Origin of the sequence: Maribacter sp. PR66, assembly GCF_028464205.1 — a bacterium.
GTDB lineage: Bacteria > Bacteroidota > Bacteroidia > Flavobacteriales > Flavobacteriaceae > Maribacter > Maribacter flavus.
This window is the reverse complement of the sequence record NZ_JAQPCH010000001.1, coordinates 895,359-921,521: the sequence shown is the minus strand read 5'-3', so window position 1 is coordinate 921,521 and position 26,163 is coordinate 895,359. Positions and strand designations below refer to the sequence as shown.

Genomic DNA, 26,163 nt, shown 5'->3' with positions numbered 1-26,163 from the left:
ACTCGCCTTGAAGTTGTTTAAATCAAACGTTAAGTTCCAGTAAAATGGGACAATGATCGCTGTGTTTGGCTTCGGATAAAATAACGGAACGTTCTAATTTTTCGGTTAGGGGTTCAGAAACCATTCCGTAGTCCAAACGCCATCCCTTGTTATTATTTCTGGCGTTCGCCCTGTAGCTCCACCAAGTATAATTTTCAGGTTCCTTATTGAAATGCCTAAAACTGTCTATAAAACCGCTCTTGATAAAATTTCCAATCCATTCCCTTTCCACCGGCAAAAAACCCGACACGTTCTGGAGACCCACAGGATTATGAATATCGATGGCCTTGTGGCAAATGTTGTAATCCCCCAAAACAATAAAATTTGGATGTTTTTTCCGAAACTCGTCCGCAAACTTTTGAAAGTCTGACATATAGGTCAGTTTGTGTTCCAGACGGGCTAAGTTGGTACCCGATGGCAGGTACATGCTCATTACGGCAACATCCCCAAAATGGGCGGTAATATTTCGGCCCTCAAAATCCATATAGTCTATACCCGTACCGTAGAGCACTTCATCCGGTTTTTGTTTGGACAGGATGGCAACCCCGCTATAGCCCTTTTTCTGTGCACTGAACCAATAATGGTACGGATATCCGGCCAATTCAAAAAGCGATAAATCCAACTGTTCCTTGTTCGCCTTTGTTTCCTGAAGACAGACCACATCTGGATCCACCGCTTTCAACCACGGTAAAAAATCCTTTCGCAATGCCGCCCTGATACCATTTACATTGTAGGAAACGATCTTCATCATAAGTGCCTTTGGGCCAAAAATAGAAAAGCCTACCCAAATATTCCCAAGTATGGCTACCTAAATCCTAACTTTGTCCTCTTTGGAACGACCTTTGATTACCACTCTAAGAATTAGAAAACATACGTCATGAGATATTTTTTATGCCTGATTATGAGTCTAGGTTTTACCAGCTCTATAATGGCACAGGCCTATCCCAGATTTGAAAAGAATCACGAAATAAAATTCAATATTGGTCAATTTTTGGCCACCTCCACGGTGGAAGGTTCGTATGAATATTTTTTTACCGAGGATACGAGTATTGGGGGAACCCTTTATTTTAATGGCGATGCGACCGATTACAACGGTAACTTTGGCATTGGACCTAACCTTCGCGCTTATTTTGGCTATATACCCCGAAGCGGTTTTTTTGCCGAAGTATTTGGACTGTATTACACCGGTAAAAATGATGTGGATAGTACAACCTTGGGAGCTAGAAACAACGACTATGGCACTACCGCCCTAGGTCTAGGAATAGGTAATAAGTGGGTCACCCGAAGCGACCGTTTTACCTTGGAAATCCATGGAGGTATGGGCCGAAATATAAACCCGGAAGATTTTCAAAATGCATTTATGTTTAGGGGCGGACTCTCTATTGGTTTTAGATTTTAAACCATAACTTCGCATTTTATGCGAAGATTGATGAAATACCTACCCTTCTTAGTTCTATTAACCACACTGTTTGCAAAGGCCCAAGATCCCATAAACAAGGACAGTATCACCCAACTGGAAGAAGTGATCCTTATTGATGCTTTGAAGAACAATAAGGTGATGGGTATTACGCCATCGGAAGTAATATCGGCCAAAACCTTTCAAAATTATAGTCCGGTAGACATTGTATCCTCCATGAACCAAATCCCCGGGGTCTATGTACTTTCCGGTGCCTTGAACACCAACAGGATTACCATTAGGGGCATAGGCGCCAGAACGTTGTTCGGCACGAATAAACTCAGGCTTTACTACAACGAGATTCCCGTGACCAACGGAACGGGTTCGTCCACCATTGAGGCTTATGACCTGGAGAATTTGGGCCAAATAGAAGTAGTGAAAGGACCTAAGGGAACGGAATTTGGGACCAATCTTGGGGGTGCCATTATCCTCACTCCAAAGGAAGCTTTGGGAAGGTCCACGAATTTTAGTAACAACTTTACCCTAGGTTCCTTTAACCTTTTAAAAAATAATCTGGCCTTTAACCATTTCGATGGGAAACTTCGTTTGAACCTGCAATACGGCCATTTGGAAACCGATGGATACCGCGAAAACAACAACTTTGAGCGCGACGGATTCCTCCTTAATACATCCTATCAACTGAATCCCAAAAACAAGCTCTCACTATTGGTGAACCATATCGACTACACGGCCCAAATACCTAGTTCCTTGGGAATTACGGCATTCAACGAAGACCCTACGCAGGCCACGTTTACCTGGAGGACCTCCCGCGGTTACGAAACGAACAACCAGACACTTTTGGGGGTATCCCTAAACCATGAATTTTCGGCCCGATTTAATAATACCACCAGTTTCTTTTACAGTTATTTGGATAAGACAGAAGCGCGACCTTTTGGCATCTTGGAGGAAATTACCAATGGATTTGGGTTTAGAACCCTGTTTTCAGGGGATTTAACCCTCTTTGAAAAAAATGCCGATTTTTCCTTTGGAGCGGAACTTTACAAGGATGAATATGATTGGGACGAGTTTGAAAATCTATATCAGGAAAACGATGGGAACGGCAGTTTAAAAGGCGCGCAGTTTGCCCGAAATAAGGAATTTAGGGGACAATGGAACGTTTTTACTTCATTACAATATCCATTTACAAATGCATTCTCGGCGCAATTGGGCCTCAACCTCAACAAAACGGCCTTCGATCTTCAGGACAGGTTCAATGTTGGGAACGCAAACAATAGTGGAAGCAGGGATTTTGACCCTATCCTGCTACCGAGTCTAACCCTAAACTATTCCTTAGGCACTAATCAGGAATTGTATGCCAACATTAGTAGGGGTTTTACGAATCCTAGCCTTGAACGTACCTTGACCCCGGAAGGCATCATCAATCCAGATATCAAACAGGAAACCGGCACAAACTACGAAATTGGAACCAATCTTCTTTTTGATCAAAACCGACTGCGTATCAACCTGACCCTCTATCAAATGGATATCAATAATTTATTGATCAGGGAACAGGTAGGGGACGACCAATTTATTGAAAAAAATGCCGGGTCGTCCAAGCACCAAGGCGTGGAGCTTGGAGTGGACTACTCGCTTTTTTCATCCACCTCTGTAGTTCAGATAAATCCGTTTGTCAACTACAATCTAAACCACCATAGGTTCACGGATTTTGTGGACGGCGGCATTGACTATTCCCGTAACGAGTTGACCGGTGTGCCAAAACATCGGTTGACCATGGGCCTCCAAAATCGCTTCTTTACCCATTTTTACCTCAACCTTATCTACCAACACGTAGGTAGTATTCCCTTAACGGATGCCAACGATGTTTATAGCGATGCCTTCAATTTGGTGAATTTCCGAGCCGGATATCGGAAAAAACTAACGCCAAAATTCACCTTGGGCGTGGACTTTGGCGTCAATAATGCATTCGATGTACTCTATGCACGTTCGGTGCTGATAAACACACAGGGATTTGGCGGTGCGGAACCTCGCTATTATTATCCGGGAGACGGCCGGAACTATTACGGCGCACTTAATGTGGCCTACGCCCTTTAGGCCTCCATTTTTTGAAGCCAGGTACGCATATCCACGGCCTCGTGAATGATCCCTTTCAATGCTGAAATGGCAACGCGTTCCTGATCCATGGAATCCCTATGACGAATGGTAACCGTTTGGTCTTCCAAAGTCTGATGGTCCACAGTGATACAAAATGGGGTGCCATTCGCATCCTGCCTTCTGTAGCGTCTGCCCACGGCATCTTTTTCATCGTACGTTACATTGAAGTCCCATTTAAGTTCATCCATAATCTGTTGCGCTACCTTCGGTAATCCATCCTTTTTTACCAACGGCAAAATAGCGGCTTTGGTAGGTGCCAGAACTGCCGGAAGTTTTAAAACGGTCCTAGAAGTACCGTTTTCCAATTCCTCCTCTTGAAGCGAATTGGAGAAGACCGCCAAGAACATTCGATCTAGACCAATGGACGTTTCCAGTACGTATGGAACATAGTTTCGATTGGTCTCATGGTCAAAGTACTGTAGTTTCTTTCCTGAGTATTTTTCATGGCTTCCCAAATCGAAATCGGTTCTGGAATGGATACCTTCCAATTCCTTGAACCCAAAAGGGAAACGGAATTCAATATCCGCAGCCGCATCCGCATAGTGGGCTAATTTTTCATGGTCATGGAACCTATAGTTGTCTTCTCCCATACCTAGGGAAAGGTGCCATTTCATTCGATGTTCCTTCCAATGTTCGTACCATTCCTGTTGGGTTCCGGGTTGTATAAAGAACTGCATTTCCATCTGCTCGAACTCCCGCATACGGAAGATAAACTGTCTTGCGACAATCTCGTTCCTAAAGGCCTTTCCTGTTTGGGCAATTCCAAACGGAATCTTCATTCTTCCCGCCTTTTGTACGTTCAAAAAGTTTACAAAAATTCCTTGGGCCGTTTCAGGTCGCAAGTATAGGTCCATGGCATTTTCCGCACTAGCGCCCAACTTGGTCCCGAACATGAGGTTGAACTGTTTTACGTCCGTCCAATTCTTGGATCCAGACATTGGGCATGCAATATCCAATTCCTCGATCAAGGCCTTAACATCGGCCAAATCTTCTTTCTCCAGGGACTTTGCCATTCGGCTTAAGATACTTTTCCCCTGTTCCAAATATTCGACTACCCTAGGGTTGGTCTCCAAAAATTTCTGTTTGTTGAAGTTTTCACCAAAACGTTTTTCGGCCTTGGCGACCTCCTTTTCTATTTTAGCATCGATTTTACCTACGTAATCCTCAATGAGGACATCTGCCCGGTATCGTTTTTTGGAGTCCTTATTGTCTATCAACGGGTCATTAAAGGCATCTACGTGCCCAGATGCCTTCCATGTAGTTGGGTGCATGAATATGGCTGCATCGATGCCCACAATATTCTCGTTCAATTGAACCATGGCCTTCCACCAATACTGACGTATATTGTTCTTAAGCTCTACACCGTTATGGCCATAGTCGTATACGGCGCTTAAACCATCATAAATTTCACTGGATTGGAATACATAACCATATTCCTTTGCATGGGAAATTACCTTCTTAAAAATATCTTCTTGATTTGCCATGCGGCAAAAATAGAATATTAGCCAAAAAGAAGGGAATTTATTTTAATTGAAATTCTGAGGAGGTAATTAGGCGTTCGTCCTCAAAAACGTTTAATGTGTAGGTTCCTTCCTTTAAGGAGCCTTCCGGAACGGTTACGTAATCACAGATGGAGGTTTCTTCTCCAAAATATTGAAATTCAACCCTTTTACTATAAACATTACCATTTACCGTAATCGTATTGGCATTGTCCTCTACAATCTGTTTGTTAGGATCCAAGAATTGGAGATAGATAACTTTCTCGGATCGGGCTACGTCCGGATCTGCCAACACGGTAACACAACCACGAAGTTTTTCAATGGTAGATGCCTTATTGGTACCAACGGGACGGGACCCCCTCAACCTGAAACCGCTACCTTCTGAATAGTCCATGTTTAGGTAGTTCTTGACCTTTAGCTGCTGATTGAGTTCCATGATTTTTCTTCGCTGTAGGGCCTCTGCCTCTGCCAGACTGTTGCTGTTCGCCTGCAAAAGCTCAATTTGCTTTCTGGCCTCGTCGTATTTGTCCGTCAACAGCAAATTGTTATACCTAAGAAAATTGTTCTTAAGCTTTAGACTATCGTTTTTGGCTTCCAGTCTTCGTAGTTCCGACTTAAATTCCCTAAGCCTGTCGATAGTAAAATTTAGCCTCCCTACTGAATCCTTAAGTTGTTGCACTTGGAACTTCGCATCTTGAAGCTCTATATCGTTCATTTCGTTCAACGCAGAAAGTCGGTCCAAGTCGGCCTTCATCAATGTAAGGTCCTTCACCAGAACATCCTTTTGTTGTTCCAGGAAACTTATTTCAGATTTGGATTGTGCATGACTGTAGTAAAAGGCAATTAGGATACCAATTATAACAGCGGCCATAGCGGCAAGTATTATTTTATAATTGAATTTAGTATCTTGATTGTCCATCCAATAAATGGGCATTTAGTAGGTTAAATAATGAAGCAAGAAATGTTTCTCGCCAAGCTGTCAAATATAGCAAATGATATAAACACCCTCCTATTCCCTCACCCATGTTTTGGATGTAATGACAGATTAATTAGAGGAGAGAAGCTATTGTGTACCGTTTGTCGACACCAATTGCCACTCACCGATTACACCTTTAACGAAGAAAATCCTGTAGATCGTATCTTTTATGGTAGAATTAACATAAAAAAAGCGAGTTCCTTCCTTCATTTTTCGGATTATGGCATCGTAAAAAACCTTATTCATAACCTAAAATATAAAAATCAAGAGCACATTGGGGCGTTTTTGGGCGATTGGTACGGACAACTCCTAAAGGAAAACGACTACCTTCCAAAAATAGATTTTGTAATCCCTGTTCCCTTACACAGGAAAAGACTTAAAAAAAGAAGCTATAACCAAACGGCCTTATTCGCAAAACGATTGGCAGCACATATTGGATCTGAATATTTAGACCAAGTTCTGACCAAAACTGCAAACACAAGGACACAGACCAAGAAAAACAGATTGGCCAGATGGTACGACAATAAATCCCTTTACACCGTAACCGATACCGAAATTTTAAAGAACAAGACCATTTTATTGGTCGATGATGTGATTACCACAGGAGCTACCATGGAACTATGTGGTGAAGCGCTATTAAAAATAGAAGGTACCACCCTATTTATAGCGAGCATTGCGGTCGTGGAGTAATATCTGGGGAATATATTGTTTCTTTGTCCTATAATTTTGTTCCATGTTCCGTAGAATCCTAGGCTACATATTCATTTTACTTTCAATTACGGCATTCTATCAATGTGCAAGAAAAGGAACGCCCACAGGTGGGCCAAAAGATGTTACTCCCCCTGTTCTATTACGTGCCGAACCTGAGAACATGAGTACCAACTTTGAAGGAAAAAAAATACGTCTCTATTTTGATGAGCTTGTAAAATTGGAGAAAGTACAGGAGCAATTGATTGTTTCACCTCCCTTAAAATATCAGCCATTGTTAAGCCCTCAGGGTGGTGCCAACAAATTTGTTGAAATTGTCATACAGGATACATTAAAGGAAAATACGACCTATACCATAAATTTTGGGCAAAGTATCGTAGACAATAACGAAGGAAATCCAAACCCATTCTTATCCTATGTTTTTTCCACGGGCGACTACATTGACTCCTTGGAACTACAAGGTGTTGTGAAGGACGCTTTCAACAAAGAGGCCGATGATTTTATCAGTGTAATGCTTTACAGTATCGATTCCAGTTATACAGATTCTACCGTTTACAAAAGACCTCCCAATTACATTACCAACACCTTGGACAGTACGATCATCTTTAATTTGAAAAACTTAAAGGAAGGAACCTATGCCCTTTTTGCGATAAAGGACCAGACCAAAAACAACGTTTTTGACCAGAATACGGATAAAATCGGCTTTATTAAGGATACCGTCCGGCTACCAACGGATTCCATTTACCTTCTAAATCTTTTTAGGGAAGTCCCGGACTACGGTATTGCCGTTCCCACTTATGCGGCAAAAAATAAAATCAGCTTTGGATATTACGGGGATGGGAAGGATATAGAACTGAATACCATTTCCCCTATTCCGGATACCGTGAAAACAAAAATCCTAAAAGAAAGGGATAAGGATACCCTGAACTTTTGGTTTACACCGTATGATATGGATTCCCTGTTGTTTACAGTGAAGAACGAGCACCTAAAACTTATAGATACGTTTAAGGTGAAAAGTAGGAAGGTAGGCATTGATTCCCTTAAATTGACTCCCAGCCGTACGGGTACATTGAACTTTGGGGAACGCTTTTCACTACTGGCGAACACGCCCATAGAATCCTTAGACACTACAAAAATTGAGGTGTTCAAGCAGGATACTTTACAAGTAATCCACACCGCGGTCCTGGACTCTTTGGAAAATCAGGTTAATATTGAGTTCAAGGTGGATGCGAATGAAAAATATAAAGTTCAGATGATTCCTGGTGCTATTGTGGACTTTTTCGGTACAACAAACGATTCCATCAATTTTAACCTGAACACCAAGAGTTATGCGGACTACGGAAACCTATCTGTTAATTTAACTGGTGAATCTATAGAATACCCAGTAATACTTGAACTGACCAACGAAAAAGGCGAGGTGCAAAGGACGCAGATTGCAACAGAACCTAAGGTTTTTGAATTTAATCATATAAGTCCCGGAAAATATTTGATCCGAGCCATTTTCGATACAAACAATAATGGACAATGGGATACGGGAAACTACCTCAAAAGAATTCAGCCAGAAAAGGTGTCCTATTACCCTACTACCATTGAGATGCGCGCCAACTGGATAGAGAACATTACTTTTACAATTCTTAATTAATTACTTATCAAATGAATAGAATTTTCTTTTTAATCCATTTTTTATTTACCATTGTCTCTACATGGTCGCAACCTAATTTAGTAAATGAAGAAGGAGGAACCTTTCAAACAGGAAATTTAGACGTTCCTTTTTTAAGAGTTTCTGAAATAAGCGGTAATAAGATTGTGGGTAGTATCTACATAAGTGAAGAATGGGAACAAGCTACCATTATAGATTTATCAAATAAAAAAAGAATAAAAATACTAGCGCGCTTTAATGTCTATCACGGTGAAATAGAAATTTTAAAGGATAAGGAAATTTCGGCGTTGTATCCCACAAAAGGAATAAAAGTTCAGTTAAATGGAAAGAATTTAGTCCCCCTTCACTTAGGAAAAAGAAATAAGCCAATTTTTGCTGAAATCCTTGCTCAAGGAAAATACAATCTTTATAAGGTTTTCGATATTAAGATTAACAAAGCGCCATCAGACGCCAAACTTTTAAATATTGAAAGTGTAGATAAAGTCGAAATAGTTCATCAATTCTATTTTAATAGAGAGGAAGGACAGGTGGCAGAACTACCCACAAACAAACGAACCATGAAATCAGAGTTGCCTTCCAGCATTATGGAAATTCTTAAAAAAGAAAAATTATCCGCTAGAAAAGAGGAAGACTTGATTAAGTTATTTTCAATACTTAACTCACAGTAGACGGAACATATCCCTGTCCTGAAGGAATTTTAAATTGTCCCTGGTTTTGGATATGTGTCTTTTATCAATTGTCACTTGAAGAATTTCTTCCTTCTCCGAAAAAACCAATTGTTGACCAAGTGCATCATAGGCCGCTGAATGTCCAACATACTCCAATCCCTTTTCATCGCTACCTATCCTATTCACCCCTATACAATAGCTCATATTCTCAATAGCTCTTGCCTTTAACAAGGTATCCCAGGCTTCAATCCGCGGTTTGGGCCAATTCGCTACATACAATAGAACATCGTAATCCAACGTATTTCTACTCCAAACAGGAAACCTTAGATCGTAACAGATCATAAAGTTCAATTTGAAACCTTTATAGTTAATAATCAAATGTTGCTTACCGGCCTGATATTTTTCATTTTCTCCTGCCAATGTAAAGGTGTGTCGTTTATCATACTGCCAAACCTCACCCTTTGGGGTAACAAAAAAAAGTCGGTTATAATGAAGTCCGTTTTCAGTATAAACGATGCTACCTACAATGGCGGCCTTTGTTTTTTTGGCCATTTCCTTCATCCAATTTACCGTGATTCCTCCTTCTTCAACATCCAAATTTTCGGGTGACATGGTAAATCCGGTAGTAAACATTTCTGGAAGAACGATTAGATCCACACCATTTATAGTATCGATCTTGGCGGCAAATGAATTCCTGTTCAAGGCAGGCTGCTCCCAAATAATGGGAGATTGTATTAGGGTAATCCTAAGTTCGTTTTTCATGTTGTATCAAGTCTTCACACTATACTTTAAGGAAGTTGCCCATTCAATTACCCTTGCAGTAAATCGATTAATTTAGGGTTGCCTTTTGTTTTCGCATGGTTCAATGCCGTATTACCTCTCTGATCCTTTGTACTTTGGTCGGCACCATTTATAACTAAAAGCTTGGCAATCTCATATTTATCGAACATGGCTGCATAAACAAGAGCCGTGGCCCCCATGGTGTTCTGTACATCCAATTTTGCCCCGTTATCGATCAGAAGTTTGGCAATTTCCAAATATCCTTTAAAACAGACCCCCATTAATGGGGTGTTTCCGGTAGCATCCTGCGCATTAATATCCGCCCCGTAATCAAGTAACAATTTGGTTATTTCTAAACGGTCGTAATAGGTAGCCAATAACAGCGGAGTGGAGCCCCTTTCATCTTTGGAGCTAACAAGCCCTGGATTATCGTTTAAAGCATCTTGTACACCTTCCAAATTTCCGTTCCTGATATAATTGTAAATATTGTGTTCCATTAGTATGGTAAAAAATAGGGTTTTGTCAAAAAATACTTTTTAATATATTAATTATAAACGCTGATTTAAAGCTCATATATTCAAATATCATATTAAAATTAACAAGTCGCCTACTTTATTCTATAATCTAGGCTTATGATTTTTGTCAATTTAACTAAAAGCATTCAAAACCTGATTTTTATCAGTGAAGGTGTGGTTATAATTCTTAGTTTTACGCCAATTTTTAGAACAAAACAAACCATACTTTAATAGGGATAATTTTTCCCTGATATGGTTCCTTGGATTTTGAGTTTCGTTTTTCATGAGTAGGATTGATAGCTGTTGTATAATTGATGATGATGAGTTTTTTGCCTTCAACACAAAAAAACTCATGAAGCAAATAGGGTTTTGTGAAAACGTTCTCTGGTATGCAGATGGACAGGAAGCCATAGATAGTCTCGTGGGGCTTTTGATCGAAAACATTCCCTTACCGGAAATTATCTTTTTAGACCTTAATATGCCCAACAAAGATGGATGGGCCTTTTTGGAAGAGTTTCAAAACATTCCCAAACACCAACGAGAAAATGTAAAGGTCTATATTGTAAGTTCCTTTGTAAGCCCTGAGAATATGGCAAAGGCACATAACTATGCTTCCGTAACTGCCTATTTGGTCAAACCCTTAACGGCCGAATCCTTAGAGAAGGTAGCGTAAGTTAGCGTATTCCTGGTGAAAAATCGTCTGGGGCCAGTTGAGGCAAATTGACCGTACCCGCCTCTCCAGAATCATTGTATATCTCCCATTCTGAAAACTCATACAAAGGACTCCCTTGGGTTACTTTCAATCTTCTTTGGGCTCGACCATCTTCAAACTCATGATCCGTTCCCGTACCATCCTCTCCTATTACGCCAAAAATATCTATTACCGTTCCAAAGGGATCCATCAAAACAAGGTTGTCGTCCCCATTGGAATCCGCGGGTGAGTTTGTCCCAGCATCCACATCGGGGAGGAATCCATAAACCTGTTCAAAAACCAATGGATTGGACGATATCAATAGGGTACTTTCCCCATTTATGGTATATCCTGATAAATCCGTTGAAGAACTTTCGGTTTCACTATCATTGGTATACCGAAGGATTTGCCAACCTTTTAAGGATAAAGGGACGGTATCCGAATTATATATTTCCACAAATCTGGCTTCCGGATTGTTATCCGGGTCCGCCAATTCCGAAAAGAAAATAGTGTTGGAAGTAAATTCGTCCACGAAATCCTCGCACCTTTCTTGGTCAAATTCAATATCGGTCAAATCCCTTATAACCAACTTAAAGTCACTTCCGTCCTTAACGAGGACCCCGGTGATACTTCCACGACCTTCGGGAAGCAAAATGGATTGAAAATCCGCAAAACCACTATTTAACAAAATCAACTCATTATCCTCACAATCTACAAGTAGACGTTCCGTTTCGGCCTCCGTTTCGGCAAATAAGTTGCCCAATTCCGCTGCTGAAAACTCCAAATTTTGAAATTGGACCAACGTGCCTGCATTGTTATCCTGCAAGTCCGGAATTGTGAGTACATCCGGTTGCAAAATGGCTCCTTCACCACAGGCTACAAAGATATGCTCAAAGATTTGGTTGTAAGGCAATCGCCCAACGGAAACATTCCCAAAGGAGGTAAATACTCCGCCAATTTTAAACTGATTTCTAGTACGTCCCAAGTACAATCCTTTCAGCTTGATCAAAATCTTGTTCCCAACCTCAAAAAATAGATGGGAATCCCGCATTTCTATTTCTATCTGAAGTCCATCGGTGGGGTTATTGGTGCTGTTCTGAAAATACAGTACGCTGAAAAAGTTGTTTTGGGCATCGGAAGAAATCACATATCCTTCGATGACCCAATCCTCCTGGATTTGAAGCGTTTCGTCCTGATAGTATTCCTTAAGTTCCTCGATACTGATGTTCGCGACCAGATTTGATTCACAGGCAGGCTCCAATTGCTCAAAATCCTTGTTCTTTACGCAGGCAAAAAGCATACCTACCATAAGTAAAAATATGGTCTTTACAATGAGCCGGTAGTATGTTTTAGAAAGATGTGTCATCAAAAACTTAGGGCTATGTTTAAAAAGAAGGTCCTTCCGTAGCCATACCAATATTTTGGGGCAAAAGAAGGGGTACCGCTCAAATTGTCCTGTCGTAACTGACCAAAGTTGCCATTGCGGCTTTGTTCATAGCCACCGGTTCTAAAAGTGGTATCGAACACATTGTTCAAACTGGCGAAAACACCTAGGTACTTCCCGTTTTTCAACCACGATTTTCCTCCCACAAGATTCAAAAGATAAAAGTTGTCCAAGGATTTCTGTTCCAAAAGCGCGTCCACATTTTCTTCTGTTGCATCGGGAAAACGTTGCCCCGTCTCAGGGTTCAAAACAAAGCTATCCGTTCTCGTTATTGTGGAAATATTGGCATAGTTATTCGCAAGGTAATTGGCGGTGACACCTACCCACCAGTACTTGGGATCTCTATATTCCATACCGAAGGCAAAGGCCTGTTGTGGTCCCTGACCCAATTTATAGCCCTTTAGCTTTGCAGGCCCCAAATCCTGGAATCCCTGGACATTGATCAGTTCTTCCTCCGCCGATGCCGTGTCAAAATTAATGGTCACCAAAGGATCACTGGCATACACATATTTTCCGATGGAGGAAACCAATGACAGTTTTACCGTTGAGGATACCTGGTATTCCAGCCCCAATTCCGTTCCAAGGTGCAATTTGTCCAAACCCGTCAAAACCTCTTGGACAAAATCCGATCCAACACCCGAGTCCACAAAGAAAAAGTTGATATCGGTAATGTTTTGAAATCGGGTGTAATAACCGGTTATCCGACCGGTAAGATTGGGCAAACGAAGGAAATAGTTGATATCCAAAGTGGAAACGGTTTCCGTCCGCATGTTGGGTACCAAGGCATTGGACTCCCTTGGGTTCACGAAAACATTTTGAAGCAACGGTGCCCTTTTGATGAAAGCCCCTTGCATGGAGACCCAATGTCTTCCGGTTATTGCGTGGGTAAGACCTCCTTTGATCCCTAAATTTGAAAAAGTTATGTTCCTGCTTGCGCCCAAAGAATTTTCCAGAAACCGTTCATTCTGAAATTTACCTGTTCTTTGATATGCTTTCCGATTGAATTGTCCGGCCAAAAAGAACTTCCACTTGTTCAAGTCGGCCGAAATCTGCGAATAGGCCCTAAGTTCATTAGCCTGAAATTCGTAATTATACCCAAAGAAATCCCCTTCCCTTTTTTCCAAATTGGAATCGATGTCATTTCTGGTATTGGAAAAAGGGTCGATATCCCTGTGAAATTCGGCCCCCAACAGATCATCCACTTCGGCGAAGTTTTTGGATTTTAAATATCGGTTCATGATACCAAAATCGACCTTTATGTTTGGGTCCCATTGGAAATTACCGTTCAAATTGGCCGTAAACTGGGCATCAGAAACCACATCGTCATAGAGTACATAAACAGCTTCGCCGCCCAGGGACGAGTTCGCATTGGCGCTGTATACGTTTTGCCAATCCAATTGCGGATCTTTTAGAAAACTATTCTTGGCCATTTCTGCACTAATGAAGTTCGCACCAATAGGACTGTTGACATAAAAGCTGGGCAGGTACCTGTAGTATGTTGGGTCTGGATTTGGGGCATTGTAATACCCCAGCCTGCTTCGTTTATGGGTTCCATTTTGGTAGACCAACCCAAGGGATAGGTCCAGTTTATCGGCATTATAAAAATAATTGAACAACACCATAGGTTCTGAAATGAAGCGTTCCCGAGAGTTCCTTATTTTACCATCCTGTAGCCCCCAATACGGATTGTATTTGTTACCCATCAAACTGAACACCTCTTCCGTAATGGCGGACGAACGGCCCCTTCTATTACTTGTAAATATGCCGGATAAGAGAAAACTGTGGTTGTCATCGAGCTCATATTCCAACTGACCGCTTAATGAATAAGCATCGTACAGGGTTCCGTCAATGAAGCCTTCTTTCGCCCATCTTCTGGAACCGGACAGTACATAGGCAAATCCATTTTCCTTCATTCCGGAATTATACGTCGCCATCAATCTTCCCGCGTAGGTTCTATTGGAGGCCGATGTTGAAATACGTGTTCCCGGTCGTAATCCGGAGGGTCTCAAATCGATATTGGTATTGCCCAAAATACCCCCAAAGGTATAGTCCGAAGCATCCAGCCCATTCGAGTATTCCTGGTTCCTGGTAATATCGTTCAGCCCGCCCCAATTATTCCACTGGGGGCGACCATCGAACAATTTGTTCATGGGGACACCGTTCAACAGCACCTCCCCTTCTTGGGCATCGTACCCTCGAACCCTAAAAAAAGCCTGACCAAAATCAAATGCGGCCCTACTTAGAAAAACATCCCGGGTTGCCTGCAATAGTCCTAAAGTGTTGGATGTGGATTCATCGTCCAGCAGTTCTGCATCGGTAAGGGTGATTAGATTGTCCTGTTGTTCAACAGAAATATCCCTTTTAAGGAGTATGCTGCCAAGATTAAGCAACTTTCCGTCAAGCACTATTGGGATTCGTTTGGATTCGTAATCCTGAAAGGTAATTCTTAGAATATAATCGCCCATAAGGTCCGTCTCAAGGGCGAACTGTCCATCCACATTGGTCCTAACTTCTATGGATTTCCCCTCAATACGGATGCTTGCGCCTTCAATTGCCACATTGTTATAAGAAGTAAGGACGGTTCCAGACACGGAATAATTGGTTTGTCCGAAAACAGTATTCATAAAGACAAAAATCGGTATAAGAAATATGCCCTTGTACATTATGGTTGGTTAGTGCAAACCCTAATATATTTAAAAACAATTGCTTAAGTCGATTTTTTGTATAAAAACCATATATTTCGGTACTAATGACACCTTATTGAGGCATTTATTATCGTAACCTAAATACCTTACTTTGAAATTTTTAAAACTTGATTGAATAAATTAGTAAGAAACTCATGAAGAAGGTCGGCTTACTTTTAACCCTCTTGTACACTTTGTTCAGCTTCGGACAAATGCAAAAGAATTATCAATTACGAACCATTGCCTTCTACAATCTAGAAAACCTGTTCGACACCATAAATGACAGTTTGGTGTATGACGATGATAGAACACCCACGGGAAAGGATAATTGGACCGAAGAGCGCTATTGGAAAAAGATTGAAAATCTTTCCAAGGTCATATTCGATATTGGTTCCGATAATAACCCATCGGGTCCCGATATACTTGGTGTCTGCGAGGCGGAAAATCGAAAGGTACTCGAGGATTTGATCAACCATCCAGCCCTTCAAAAAAAGCAATATGGAATAGTACATTTTGATTCCCCCGATGAACGCGGAATAGATGTAGGGCTTCTCTATACGAAGTCCTCTTTTATCCCTATATCCTTTGTAAGCAGAAGATTGCTTTTGACTAATGAAGAAGGCTTTAGGGACTATACCCGGGACCAATTGGTAGTAGAAGGGCTTTTGGACAATGAAAAAATCTATGTAATCGTAAACCATTGGCCCTCTAGAAGTGGCGGAGAACTTAGAAGCAGGCCTTATCGATTGAAGGCCGCTGAATTGAACAAGAGAATTATAGATTCTCTGCGATATTTGGATTCCAATGCAAAAATTGTAAGTATGGGAGATTTTAATGACGACCCTATAAGTCCCAGCTTTAAAAAAATATTGAAAGTAAAGGGAAAGGAGAAACAATTGGATTCAACGGGCCTCTTTGGGCCCATGGAAAATTTATTCAAAAAAGGCATCGGTTCGTTGGCCTATAGGGACAAATGGAACCTTTTTGATCAAATATACCTGACCGCCAACTTGCTCAACAACCCAAAAGGATACCGGTTTTGGAAGGCCGATGTTTTCAATCCACCTTACTTGATCGACCCAAAAGGAATCTACAAGGACTATCCTTTACGTACCTACGCTGGCGGAAGTTATATTGGGGGATATAGTGACCATTTTCCTGTATATGTGCATTTGATACGGAAAGTCAAATAAATATGAGTTCAAAACTATAATTCCTTTATTTGTAGGTGGATGTAAATAGGACATTTAATGCCTCTATAAATGTAATCGAGAAATTCTTATAAAAACCGTAAGGCTCAAGTAGGTCTCGCATCTCGTCTCCGCTCAATGTGACAGCAAGACCTGAAATTTACCCAAAAATCATGAATGTAGAATAGATGACGATTCCTATAGTAAACTCAAGTTAAATAAGCATCCTGATAAAATCTATTAATCCAAAGGCGTCAATTCAATATTTTTCCATTTCACCTTGATACCCCCTCCATCGTGAATTTGAAGAAGAACGGAACCTTCCCCTTTACCAATTATTCGGTCCTTAAAGGAAACCATTTCCGTACCGTTGAGCCACGAGGTTATTTGTTTGCCATCTACCTTGATAGTCATGTGGTTCCAGTCTCCAAATTTTAAGGCCACATCCTTTTCAGGCTTTGGTTTCTTCAACCATTGCCTTCCATAGGACTCGTAAACACCACCCGTAAATTTGCCCGGTGGTGCGACCTCCACTTGCCAACCACTGACAGTAGTTCCTTCAACACTGGATCTGATAAAGACACCGCTGTTGCCATCGGCTTCCTGTTTAAAGTCCAGATCGAGAATGAAGTTTTTATATTCCTTTTCAGTGCCCAAATATCCATAGCCTGCATCCGGACCGCTTTCGCAAATCAAAAGCCCGTCTTCCACATACCATTTTTCGGTTCCAAAAACTTCCCAGCCATCCAAATTTTCACCGTTGAACAAGGAAATACTTTGGGCTTTAAGGAGACTGCCACAAAAAATCAATAAAACGATAGCCACTAATTTCTTCATGCCCCTAATTCTTAAAACCATTGACTCCATGGAATCCTACTTAAAATCAATATCAGACCTATTCCATAAAAAATGGCTATACTCTTGAACTTTTTATCGCCCTCAACAAATTTCTTGTGCCTGGACCATCCTATGGTTATGGCGGCAATGGCCAGTATGTTTATAAAGGGATGTTCAACGGCCAATAATCTAGCCGCGGAGGTTAGTCCGCCCATACCAAACTCCTGGATGGCGTTCAATCCGCTAGGGGATATAAAGTACAGAATAAGGCCTACCAATAATTGAATGTGGCAGATTATCAAAGTGAAGAGACATAAGCGTAAATCTTTATTCATGGTGAAAACTCGTTTGCTAACTAATCCGCTTATGGCATTGACTACGGCAATTAATAAAATTGCCAACGCTACATAGGCCAGATAAGAATGCAGCATTTGAATGGTTTCGTACATACTGTTGGTTTAAATGAATTTTAAAAATAGTGATTTTTGGGCATAAAAAACCCCGCATAAAGCGGGGTTTTAATTAACTTATTAAAGACTAGTTGAAAAGGTAACGGATTCCAACCTGAAGTCTCCATGTATCTCCCAAACTGGTGGAAGGTCTAAAACTTTCCCTAGGTAATTCTGAAGTTCCAGAAACGGTATTCAATCTATAAATAGGCTCATTGGAAGCATTTCTACCACGGTAGTTCAAAATGTTGTTTTGTAAAGCGAACTGAGGAACGCCCCAATCGGAATTGAACATATTGCCAATATTCAAAAAGTCCATTGACAATTGAATCTTGTTTTTATTGTCTTTGGTCAGATTTATATCTTCCGTGATTCTTAAATCATAACGATTAACCCATGGTAATTTAGCACCATTTCTTACGGCAACAGTTCCACGGTTTTCGCTTAAATATTCATCCTGTGCAATATAATTGTTCAATGCGTTAATTTGAGCTTGTTCTGTAATCAAAACTCCACCAGCCGTATATTCTTCAAAGTTCAACTCAGAAGCATCATTAGGAATGTAGATTAGCCTATTAGAGTTATCCCCAAAGTTGCCGGAGTAAGTATAACTATACCTTCCATTTTCACCACCTTGCCAAAATAATGCTATGGTAGTGTTATCTGTTTGATAATTCAAATTGGCAATAAAACGGTTGGGTTGGTCAAAAGAGGCAAACCCTAATCTTGGATTATTTCTATCTTCCTGAACGGTAGCCGTCCATAATGAACCAGCCTGTGAACCTCCCGAAGCATCCAAATCCCTAGCTCTTGAAGCGGTATACGCTATCATAGCATAAAAACCATTATCGAATTGCTTTTGAAGTTGCGCAGTAAACGAATAATAATCTGCCTTTTCATCTGCATTTGTCAACAAGAAAACATTACGGAAGTCATCATCGTTAGAGTACCCTCCATCCCAATAAGGACGTTGGTCGGGACCGGCTAGATTTCCATCAGGCTCCCTTAGTACAGGATTGTATACAATAGGTGTAGAAACATCCCTTGAATAAATGAAATCCAAGGTACCTGTGATTCCCCAAGGCAATTGATGGTCTACCCCAATGTTGGTACGCCATACCTGTGGCAACTTAAATTCACGGTCTGTCAAATTTAACTCATTAGACAAAGTCTGTCCCGGGTTGGTAGGGTTTCCAAATGTTACATCTGGGTTGAAAACATAATTTGGTCCCAGAAAGTCGATCACTTCATCTCCTTCAAAACCTAATCCTCCACGAACAACACCGGATCCATTTACCTGATTGCTCAACCATACGAAAGGTATACGGCCAGAGAAAATACCCGTTCCTCCACGCACCTGTGTCTTACCTTCACCGTTTACGTCCCAGTTGAAGCCGACTCTAGGAGACCATAGGGGCCTAACTTTAGGAAACTGACTTACATCTGGGGTGAACGTATTTCCATCTCCGTCCGTAAAGGTTTTGTTCAAATCGTCCAGAAGGGTGTTTCTTGGAATATCGGTGGCATAGAATGGAAAATCAACACGTAAACCACCTGTTAACTTGAAGTTGTCGTTCACTTGAAATTCATCCTGGAAATAAATACCAAACTGGCCAAAATTGGTCTCATCTACCGGTGGTGTTGTTGAACCGTCCAACGCAAAACTTTTAGCAAAGGCATCTGGATAGGCACCTGGGGTTTGATTGATAACCGTTTCTACGAAACTATCGTATGTAGTAAACCTGTAGAATCCATTGAAAACAGGGTTAAAGGCATTTTTAAATGTCATATACTCAAAGTTTGCACCTATAGTATAAGTATGGTCTCCTGAGTAGATTGAGAAGTTATTCGTTACGTTGAAGACATTGTTCTCTAAAAGATTACCAACGGTAAACAGTTCATTACCCAAGGCAGTGTAATACAATAAGTTGCCAGAAGGGTCTGGTTCCAAAACTTCGATAAACGGAAACGCCTGTCCTCCAGGAATTCCTCTTTTGGGGTCGCTGATGGCCGTGTAACCAATATTCAACTGATTGGACATGTTATCAGAAACTTTGGAATTCCATTCACCTACCAAAGATTCAACCAAACGATCGTTGGTATAATTGGCATTGGCAAAAGTAATTGCTTCTATACCAAAACGATCAGTGTTTCTATATCGAGTTGGCAAAAAGCGATTGGAGTTACCATTAATAGAAACATCTTCTGCAGAATTATATCTATTATAACGAAGTGAGAATTTATTATTTTGGTTCAAGTTATAATCCAACCGTGCATTAAACCTTGTCTGCTCTGAGGCAAATGGATAGTTTTCATAAGGTCCTGTTTCGTAACCATATAGGTTCTGCATGCTCTCACGAATGAAGTCCAATTCTGAAGCGGGAACTCTGGAAATAGTTAAACCATCAGGAGTTAATCCTCCTCTTGCCGCTTGTCTTGTAAAGCCTGGTACTGCTTCTTGTTCTTCTTCATAGCTTGCAAAGAAAAAGAGTTTATCCTTTAAAATAGGACCTCCAAGACTGACCCCTTTTATATCATTTTGAGCGTCTCCTCTGTTAAGTTCTAGGTCTCGTAATTTATTACCCTGCATCTGATCATTTCTCAAATAATAATAAACCGAACCCTTAAATTCATTTGTACCTGATTTAGTAACAGCATTTACCGATGCGCCTGTAAAACCAGCTAATCGAACATCAAATGGAGCTAGATTTACCTGTACTTCCTCTATAGCGTCTAAAGAAATTGGGTTTGACCCAGCAAATTGACCTGAACCTAGCCCAAAGTTGTTGTTATAGATATTACCGTCGATCGTGTAATTATTGAAACGACTTGAGGTACCGGCAAAAGAAGTACCATTAGATTGTGGGGTAAGCCTTGTAAAATCATTGATACTTCTACTTATTGTTGGCAACGCATCAATCTTTTCCCTTGAAAGGTTTGTAGTTGGCCCTGTCCTATCCGGGTCAATAATCTCCCCTCTTTGAGAAGTTACGACAACCTCCTCTAGTTCAACACCTTCGGATAAGGTAACCTTTAAGTTATAACTTTGTCCCAAACCAAGGGTAATCCCTTCAAAAGTCTTATCCTGAAAACCAACATAGGTTACTTTTACTGTGTATGGCCCCCCTACACGTATGTTTGGCAGGTAAAACCTTCCCTCTTCATTTGATATGGCACCATATACGGTTCCAGAAGGAGTATGGGTCGCAACGATGTTCGCACCAAATAATGACTCACCTGACTCATCTGAGACAGTACCTTGCATACTCGAGGTAGTTACCCCTTGTGAAAACGCAGTCACGGTCAATAGAAATGCCGCAATTGCAAAGTAGATTTTTTTCATTTTTCTAGTATTTGTTAGTTTTATTAACCGGTGCAAAAGTCTTCCATTTTTAGACTTCCAACGTTAAGACAACGTTAAATCACCTCCATAAACTTACATCAAAAAAAATAAAAAAATAGCTGATTATGAAGAAGTTACAAAGTAATATCTTTAAATATGATTTATGTAGGTTAACTCTTAAAATATTGCAATAATCGCAATGTGGAGCTATCGTGGGAGGTGATTCCATCACCCTCTATATCCTTTAAAATAGTACCGGCCAGTTGTTTTCCCAATTCAACACCCCACTGGTCGTAACTAAAGATATTCCAGATGATTCCCTGTACAAAGATCTTATGCTCGTATAAGGCAATCAAAGCACCCAGACTTTTTGGGGTCAATTTGTTTATTAAAATGGTATTCGTGGGCTTATTGCCTTCAAACACCTTGAATGGCGCCAATTGTTCAATTTCTTTTTCAGGCACTCCTTTATCCTTCAGTTCCGATATTGCTTCTTGAAGGGTCTTCCCATTCATCAAGGCTTCCGTTTGGGCAAAAAAATTAGCCATCAATTTATTATGGTGATTGGTATCTCCATATAAAGAATGCTTGAAGCCGATAAAATCGGTTGGTATCAATTTGGTCCCCTGATGGATCAACTGAAAGAAAGCGTGCTGGGAATTGGTTCCCGGCTCCCCCCAGATAATGGTCCCCGTCCCATACCCGACACGCTTTCCATTTCTTCCCACACTCTTACCATTGCTTTCCATAATTCCCTGTTGCAGATAGGCGGAGAATCTGCTTAAATACTGCGTATATGGAATTATGGCTTCTGTTTCTGCTTGATGGAAATTATTGTACCAAACACTTAAAAGTGCCATTATAACCGGTAAGTTTTCCCTGAATTCCGCTTCCCTGAAATGAACATCCATTTCGTTGGCTCCAAGTAACATGGAATCAAAGTTTTCGTATCCAACCGCCAGGGCGATGGAAAGACCTACGGCGCTCCATAACGAGAATCTACCTCCAACCCAGTCCCACATAGGAAAAACATTCGCTTCTGAAATTCCAAATTCCGCAATTTTTTCGGTATTGGTAGAAACGGCGGCAAAATGTTTTGCAATATCCTCTTGGGTAGCGTGCTGCAAAAACCACTTCTTAATGGTAGTGGCGTTGCTTAATGTTTCCTGTGTGGTGAAGGTTTTGGAAACCACTACAAATAAGGTGGTTTCAGGATGTAAAGTTTTCAAAATTTCATGAACGTGATCTCCATCTACATTGCTAACAAAATGTACGTTCAAGTGATTTTTATAGAATTTCAAGGCTTCGGTCACCATCGCCGGTCCTAGATCCGAACCTCCTATACCAATATTTACCACATCGGTAAAATTCTTTCCCGTGTAACCTTTACTGGTACCGTTTATTATGGACTCCGTAAATTCCTTGATATGTTGCTTCACTTCGAATACTTCGGGAACCACATTGACACCATCCACGTAGACAGCATCGGTTTTCTTGGCTCTCAAAGCTGTATGCAATACGGCCCTTCCTTCGGTTTGATTGATTTCGTCTCCGTTGAAATACTTGGCCATGGCGTCTTTTAATTCTACCTCATCTGCCAAATCCAAAAGCAACTGTAACGTTTCTGTAGTTATTAGGTTCTTGGAAAAATCCAAGAGAAAATCGTTCCAGCGTACGCTTAATCGCTCGGCACGACTTTCATCCCCACCGAACAGTTCCTTCATATGAAGGTTATTCGAAGTTTTATAATGTTCTTTTAGTTTGTTCCAAGCATTGGTGGTAGTTGGGTCAATGTTATTTAGTGCCATTTAGTTCATTAAGTGTTAACAAATCATCTTCTTCAATCCTCTCTGGGTAGACTATACAGTCCAGTTGTTCCTTTATCGGTTCTATATGGGCGAAATAATCCGGTCGAAGGGAATCGGCCAACGGTTCCGCCAATGGAAGTTCTTCCTGCAAGGGGTCTACTTGCCTCTCGTTTTTCCAGAAGCGATAGCAAACATGGGGGCCTCCGGTATTACCGGTCATGCCCACCCAGCCAATTACATCGCCCTGACGTACAAACTGACCCTTTTTCACGTTCTGATTTTTCATGTGAAGATATTGGGTCGAATAGGTCTCGTTATGCCTGATTTTCACATATTTCCCGTTACCGCCCCTCCTGGTGGATTCCGTTACGGTACCGTCAGCGGTGGCAAGGATGGGAGTTCCAATAGGAGCGGCATAATCCGTTCCCTTATGTGGCCTTACCTTATAACCATAGTAGCGAATTCTTCGTTTAAGATTGTATCTGGATGATAATCTCCCAAATTCAACGGGCATTTTAAGAAATGCCCTTCTAAGGTTATTTGCCTCATGGTCATAATAATCCAACTGATTTTTCAAGGTGTCACCTTCATATGAAAAAGCATATAGAGGAATCCCATTGTGTTCAAAATAGGCAGCTACCAAGGGTTCTGAACCAGCGTATACGGTATCATTGATATATTTCTCCTTAAATATAATTTTGAACCTATCGTACTTTTGAAGCCTTGAAAAGTCAATCGTCCAGGCAAATACATTGGCAAGATTATGTGTAACGCTGTAATCGATACCTTGAGCCAAAATAGCCTCGGACAAATTTGTCTCTATGATGCCCGAAACTTCCCTTTCTACATACTTGACCCTCTTCTTCCCTTTATACACTTGCACACTGTCCCTAAAGTCCACTACCGTATAATCAATGGGGTTGTTTTGGTATATGAAGACCTGTGCCTGCTCTGAAGTGTCCTTAGCTTTCAGTATTAAATACGGTTTACCAACACGTATCTTACGAACATCGAAGGTATCCCGAAATTTTTCCGAGATCGTTGCTATTTTAGGATACTCCACCTTATTTTTTAGCATCAGCTCCCCAAAACTATCACCGTATTTAATGGTATCCAAATGCACGTTAAATTCCTCGAAATTAAATCCGAACCTGGTGACAATTGGGTCTTCAACAGGACTGATTTTTAATTCATCATGGCTTACGACCACTTTTTCTTCTTGACATGCCCCTAACAAAGCCAACGTAAATAGTATGCCCCAATATTTTCGCATGAATCTATGTATTTATTTTGTTGGGGTTGTAAATATGGTCGACCCATTGCTTGCCCCAGTCATTTAATTCCTCTTCTGTATAGATGTCCGGAAAGAATACGATTTTTTGAAAACTTGGCGGAAGGTAGTCCTTCCAATTGGTTCCACCTGTGGCACTTATATCCCCTGATTCCTTTCCTAAATATCGATGGGCGGAGCCCATGTGCATCAACGGCCAATTTACATTGGCGTTTAGGTCCATCGTCTTTAAAGCCTCCAAAAGCTCCTTATTTTTTTTAACTTCTGATGGCAAAGCTACGTATTTATGATATATGGTGTTGTTCAATAATTGCTTGGCCGTTCGCACCAATCTTGGTGTATATCTATATTCAAATTGTTTTAAGGTCAGTGTTTTTTCTCCTGTTGAAATGTCCGTTGCACCTTTCTTCCAATAAATATTTTCATAAAGCTCCTCAATGGAATTATTGGAGGAGAATTGGTCCCGTTGCGACTCGTGTACCAAATTTTCTAGAGGCGTGGCATAGATTTCTATCATCCTAAATTGGGCGGATTGAAAACCGCTTGCGGGCAAAAGGGCCATCCTGTACTGGAGGAACTGTTCCCGCTCCATACCTTTTATCATAATGCTGAAGGAGGATATGAGGGCGGTGTAATAACTATTGATGCGTCGAAGTCTTTCCACAAAAAAGTCAAGATTCTGCGATTTGTCGTCCACCAATTGCTTTTGCTCATGTAAAATGAGCTTAAAGTACAACTCGGTAATCTGATGGTACATGATGAAGATTTCCTCATCGGGGAAATGCGTTCGGGGCACTTGAAGACTTAGAAGGGTATCCAAGTGGATGTAGTCCCAATAGGTTAAATATCGCTGATATAATAAGCCGTCCAAATAAGAGCTTAAATCCTGACCAGAGTCCCTATACTTTTCCTCAAGTTTTGAAATCTGGGATTTGACCCGCTCCTTATCGTCCATTCTTAACTAATCCATTATTATCTTAAATTGATGCTTAAGACCATTATAGCCATCTAAATCCGCCTTAATGGCACCAACCGCTAAATCCGCTTTTATTCGTATTGGAATTCGATTATCGTCATTGGAAACCCAGAGCGATAAACTTTCCTGTTCTTTGAAGACCCTACCGGATTGCACCAAGGGCCTAAACTTGAGACATTCTACCTTTCCGTATTTGGTGTTGAGAATCTCCTTTCCCAGGTACTTCAACTTAAAATTGAAAATACCGTCATCATCGTACAACATTTTCAAGTCAATGGCCTCGCCTTGTACCAAGTCACTGGGATCATAATTATTCCTCAAATAATAAAATGCAGAAATTAAATCCTGTATGCTATCTTGGAGATCAAAATTAAACTTTTTATTGTTTTTTTTGTCATTGAGGACCGCTTTGTCATTCACATGGTCAAAGTTGATTTCAACATCCTTGGTATAGCCACCTTCATTTATCTTTCTAATGAATCTGTAGGGCTTCCCATCCTTTCTATCAAAATAGCTTTCGTAGGTATCGTCAACTTTAAAAAACAGGCTTGCAAAACCGGTGGTCTCCCCATGACCTACGACATGATACACCGGCACGGAATCGATAATTGCATTCTTTACATGTAGTGTGGCATAACTGGCATTTAGAAAGCCGTAATGCATCCTAAACTTAAGCCACTCACCAGATTTAAAGGCAGATTGCTGTCCTTGCGCGAACATCTTGCCCATGCCCATACATAGAAGTATGACCAAAACCTTTTTCATATGATTACTTTTATGTAAAAATACTATACCGTTCCTCATAATTAATGTTCTTACAATAACTTAAACAAAATTTATTCCAAAGTATTGCACAAAAAAAGCCCAGTCTTGAAACTGGGCTTTTCCTAAATAACCAACCAAACTTTAAATTATGAAAAACCAATACTTAAAGTTGTAAGGGAACCACCCCTTACTGATGTAAAATTAAAATATCCTTTGCTTCTGGTATACGATTTAACTTACTTTAACTTTCAACTTAACAGTAATTCACATTT

21 protein-coding genes are annotated in these 26,163 nt (G+C 40.8%); 7 read left to right on the top strand and 14 right to left on the bottom strand.

Features of this window, described 5'->3' with window-relative positions:
* Nucleotides 1–22 precede the first annotated feature (22 nt).
* Nucleotides 23–787, bottom strand: coding sequence for an exodeoxyribonuclease III (locus tag PP181_RS04000; protein ID WP_154918531.1), 765 nt, complete (start codon nt 785–787; stop codon nt 23–25).
* Between the two features lie 129 nt (nt 788–916).
* Between PP181_RS04000 and PP181_RS03995 the strand changes: the two genes are divergently transcribed.
* Together PP181_RS03995 and PP181_RS03990 are read left to right on the top strand one after the other, a co-directional pair.
* Nucleotides 917–1,438 (top strand): hypothetical protein, encoded by a 522-nt coding sequence (locus PP181_RS03995; protein WP_246160836.1) that lies wholly within the window; start codon nt 917–919, stop codon nt 1,436–1,438.
* A gap of 18 nt (nt 1,439–1,456) precedes the next feature.
* Nucleotides 1,457–3,547 carry a TonB-dependent receptor family protein gene (locus PP181_RS03990; RefSeq protein ID WP_272636058.1) on the top strand — a complete coding sequence of 697 codons (2,091 nt, stop codon included), beginning with the start codon at nt 1,457–1,459 and terminating at the stop codon, nt 3,545–3,547.
* Here PP181_RS03990 and PP181_RS03985 read toward each other — a convergent pair.
* The gene (locus PP181_RS03985) at nt 3,544–5,091 is read right to left on the bottom strand and encodes a glycine--tRNA ligase (RefSeq protein WP_154917926.1); all 1,548 of its coding nucleotides are present in this window, start codon (nt 5,089–5,091) and stop codon (nt 3,544–3,546) included. The two genes, PP181_RS03990 and PP181_RS03985, sit on opposite strands and share 4 nt — an antisense overlap.
* A 37-nt stretch (nt 5,092–5,128) precedes the next feature.
* Entirely contained in the window at nt 5,129–6,040 is a 912-nt protein-coding gene (locus PP181_RS03980) for a hypothetical protein (protein WP_317129161.1), read from the bottom strand.
* Nucleotides 6,041–6,196: 156 nt separating this feature from the next.
* Between PP181_RS03980 and PP181_RS03975 the strand changes: the two genes are divergently transcribed.
* From PP181_RS03975 to PP181_RS03965, 3 genes are read left to right on the top strand one after another with little or no spacing between them, the layout of a single operon-like run.
* A complete protein-coding gene (locus PP181_RS03975) occupies nt 6,197–6,772 on the top strand; it encodes a ComF family protein (protein ID WP_272636057.1) in 576 nt (191 codons plus the stop codon).
* Between the two features lie 43 nt (nt 6,773–6,815).
* The gene (locus tag PP181_RS03970) at nt 6,816–8,432 is read left to right on the top strand and encodes an Ig-like domain-containing protein (RefSeq protein WP_272636056.1); all 1,617 of its coding nucleotides are present in this window, start codon (nt 6,816–6,818) and stop codon (nt 8,430–8,432) included.
* 11 nt (nt 8,433–8,443) lie between these two features.
* Nucleotides 8,444–9,118 carry a hypothetical protein gene (locus PP181_RS03965; RefSeq protein ID WP_138256871.1) on the top strand — a complete coding sequence of 225 codons (675 nt, stop codon included), beginning with the start codon at nt 8,444–8,446 and terminating at the stop codon, nt 9,116–9,118.
* On the opposite strand, the gene PP181_RS03960 is transcribed toward PP181_RS03965, so the two are convergent.
* Both PP181_RS03960 and PP181_RS03955 read right to left on the bottom strand, forming a co-directional pair.
* A complete protein-coding gene (locus tag PP181_RS03960; protein WP_272636055.1) occupies nt 9,110–9,880 on the bottom strand; it encodes an amidohydrolase in 771 nt (256 codons plus the stop codon). The genes PP181_RS03965 and PP181_RS03960 overlap by 9 nt on opposite strands.
* A gap of 47 nt (nt 9,881–9,927) precedes the next feature.
* Nucleotides 9,928–10,395, bottom strand: a complete 468-nt coding sequence (locus tag PP181_RS03955; protein WP_272636054.1) for an ankyrin repeat domain-containing protein — start codon at nt 10,393–10,395, stop codon at nt 9,928–9,930.
* A 301-nt stretch (nt 10,396–10,696) separates the two neighbouring features.
* Here PP181_RS03955 and PP181_RS03950 point away from each other — a divergent pair, with 301 nt between their 5' ends.
* Complete coding sequence (locus PP181_RS03950) at nt 10,697–11,086, top strand: response regulator (protein ID WP_272636053.1); 390 nt, start codon at nt 10,697–10,699, stop codon at nt 11,084–11,086.
* Nucleotide 11,087: 1 nt separating this feature from the next.
* On the opposite strand, the gene PP181_RS03945 is transcribed toward PP181_RS03950, so the two are convergent.
* Together PP181_RS03945 and PP181_RS03940 are read right to left on the bottom strand one after the other, a co-directional pair.
* The gene (locus PP181_RS03945) at nt 11,088–12,470 is read right to left on the bottom strand and encodes a DUF5689 domain-containing protein (protein WP_272636208.1); all 1,383 of its coding nucleotides are present in this window, start codon (nt 12,468–12,470) and stop codon (nt 11,088–11,090) included.
* Nucleotides 12,470–15,172, bottom strand: a complete 2,703-nt coding sequence (locus tag PP181_RS03940; protein WP_272636051.1) for a carboxypeptidase-like regulatory domain-containing protein — start codon at nt 15,170–15,172, stop codon at nt 12,470–12,472. The genes PP181_RS03945 and PP181_RS03940 overlap by 1 nt, the downstream gene beginning before the upstream one ends.
* Before the next feature lie 215 nt (nt 15,173–15,387).
* Here PP181_RS03940 and PP181_RS03935 point away from each other — a divergent pair, with 215 nt between their 5' ends.
* On the top strand, nt 15,388–16,425 hold the full coding sequence (locus PP181_RS03935; protein ID WP_154917919.1) for an endonuclease/exonuclease/phosphatase family protein: 1,038 nt from the start codon (nt 15,388–15,390) through the stop codon (nt 16,423–16,425).
* A 237-nt stretch (nt 16,426–16,662) separates the two neighbouring features.
* Here PP181_RS03935 and PP181_RS03930 read toward each other — a convergent pair whose 3' ends face one another.
* The 7 genes from PP181_RS03930 to PP181_RS03900 all read right to left on the bottom strand — a co-directional run bounded on the left by PP181_RS03930 (nt 16,663) and on the right by PP181_RS03900 (nt 25,891).
* Nucleotides 16,663–17,259, bottom strand: a complete 597-nt coding sequence (locus PP181_RS03930) for a 3-keto-disaccharide hydrolase (protein ID WP_154917918.1) — start codon at nt 17,257–17,259, stop codon at nt 16,663–16,665.
* Nucleotides 17,260–17,270: 11 nt separating this feature from the next.
* A complete protein-coding gene (locus tag PP181_RS03925; RefSeq protein WP_272636050.1) occupies nt 17,271–17,708 on the bottom strand; it encodes a hypothetical protein in 438 nt (145 codons plus the stop codon).
* An 88-nt stretch (nt 17,709–17,796) separates the two neighbouring features.
* Complete coding sequence (locus tag PP181_RS03920; RefSeq protein WP_272636049.1) at nt 17,797–21,051, bottom strand: TonB-dependent receptor; 3,255 nt, start codon at nt 21,049–21,051, stop codon at nt 17,797–17,799.
* A 170-nt stretch (nt 21,052–21,221) separates the two neighbouring features.
* The gene (gene pgi / locus PP181_RS03915) at nt 21,222–22,859 is read right to left on the bottom strand and encodes a glucose-6-phosphate isomerase (protein WP_272636048.1); all 1,638 of its coding nucleotides are present in this window, start codon (nt 22,857–22,859) and stop codon (nt 21,222–21,224) included.
* Nucleotides 22,846–24,132 carry a peptidoglycan DD-metalloendopeptidase family protein gene (locus tag PP181_RS03910; protein ID WP_272636047.1) on the bottom strand — a complete coding sequence of 429 codons (1,287 nt, stop codon included), beginning with the start codon at nt 24,130–24,132 and terminating at the stop codon, nt 22,846–22,848. The genes pgi and PP181_RS03910 overlap by 14 nt, the downstream gene beginning before the upstream one ends.
* 4 nt (nt 24,133–24,136) lie before the next feature.
* Nucleotides 24,137–25,105, bottom strand: coding sequence for a tryptophan 2,3-dioxygenase family protein (locus tag PP181_RS03905; protein WP_138256860.1), 969 nt, complete (start codon nt 25,103–25,105; stop codon nt 24,137–24,139).
* 6 nt (nt 25,106–25,111) lie between these two features.
* Nucleotides 25,112–25,891 carry a DUF3108 domain-containing protein gene (locus PP181_RS03900; protein ID WP_272636046.1) on the bottom strand — a complete coding sequence of 260 codons (780 nt, stop codon included), beginning with the start codon at nt 25,889–25,891 and terminating at the stop codon, nt 25,112–25,114.
* Between the last annotated feature and the right edge of the window lie 272 nt (nt 25,892–26,163).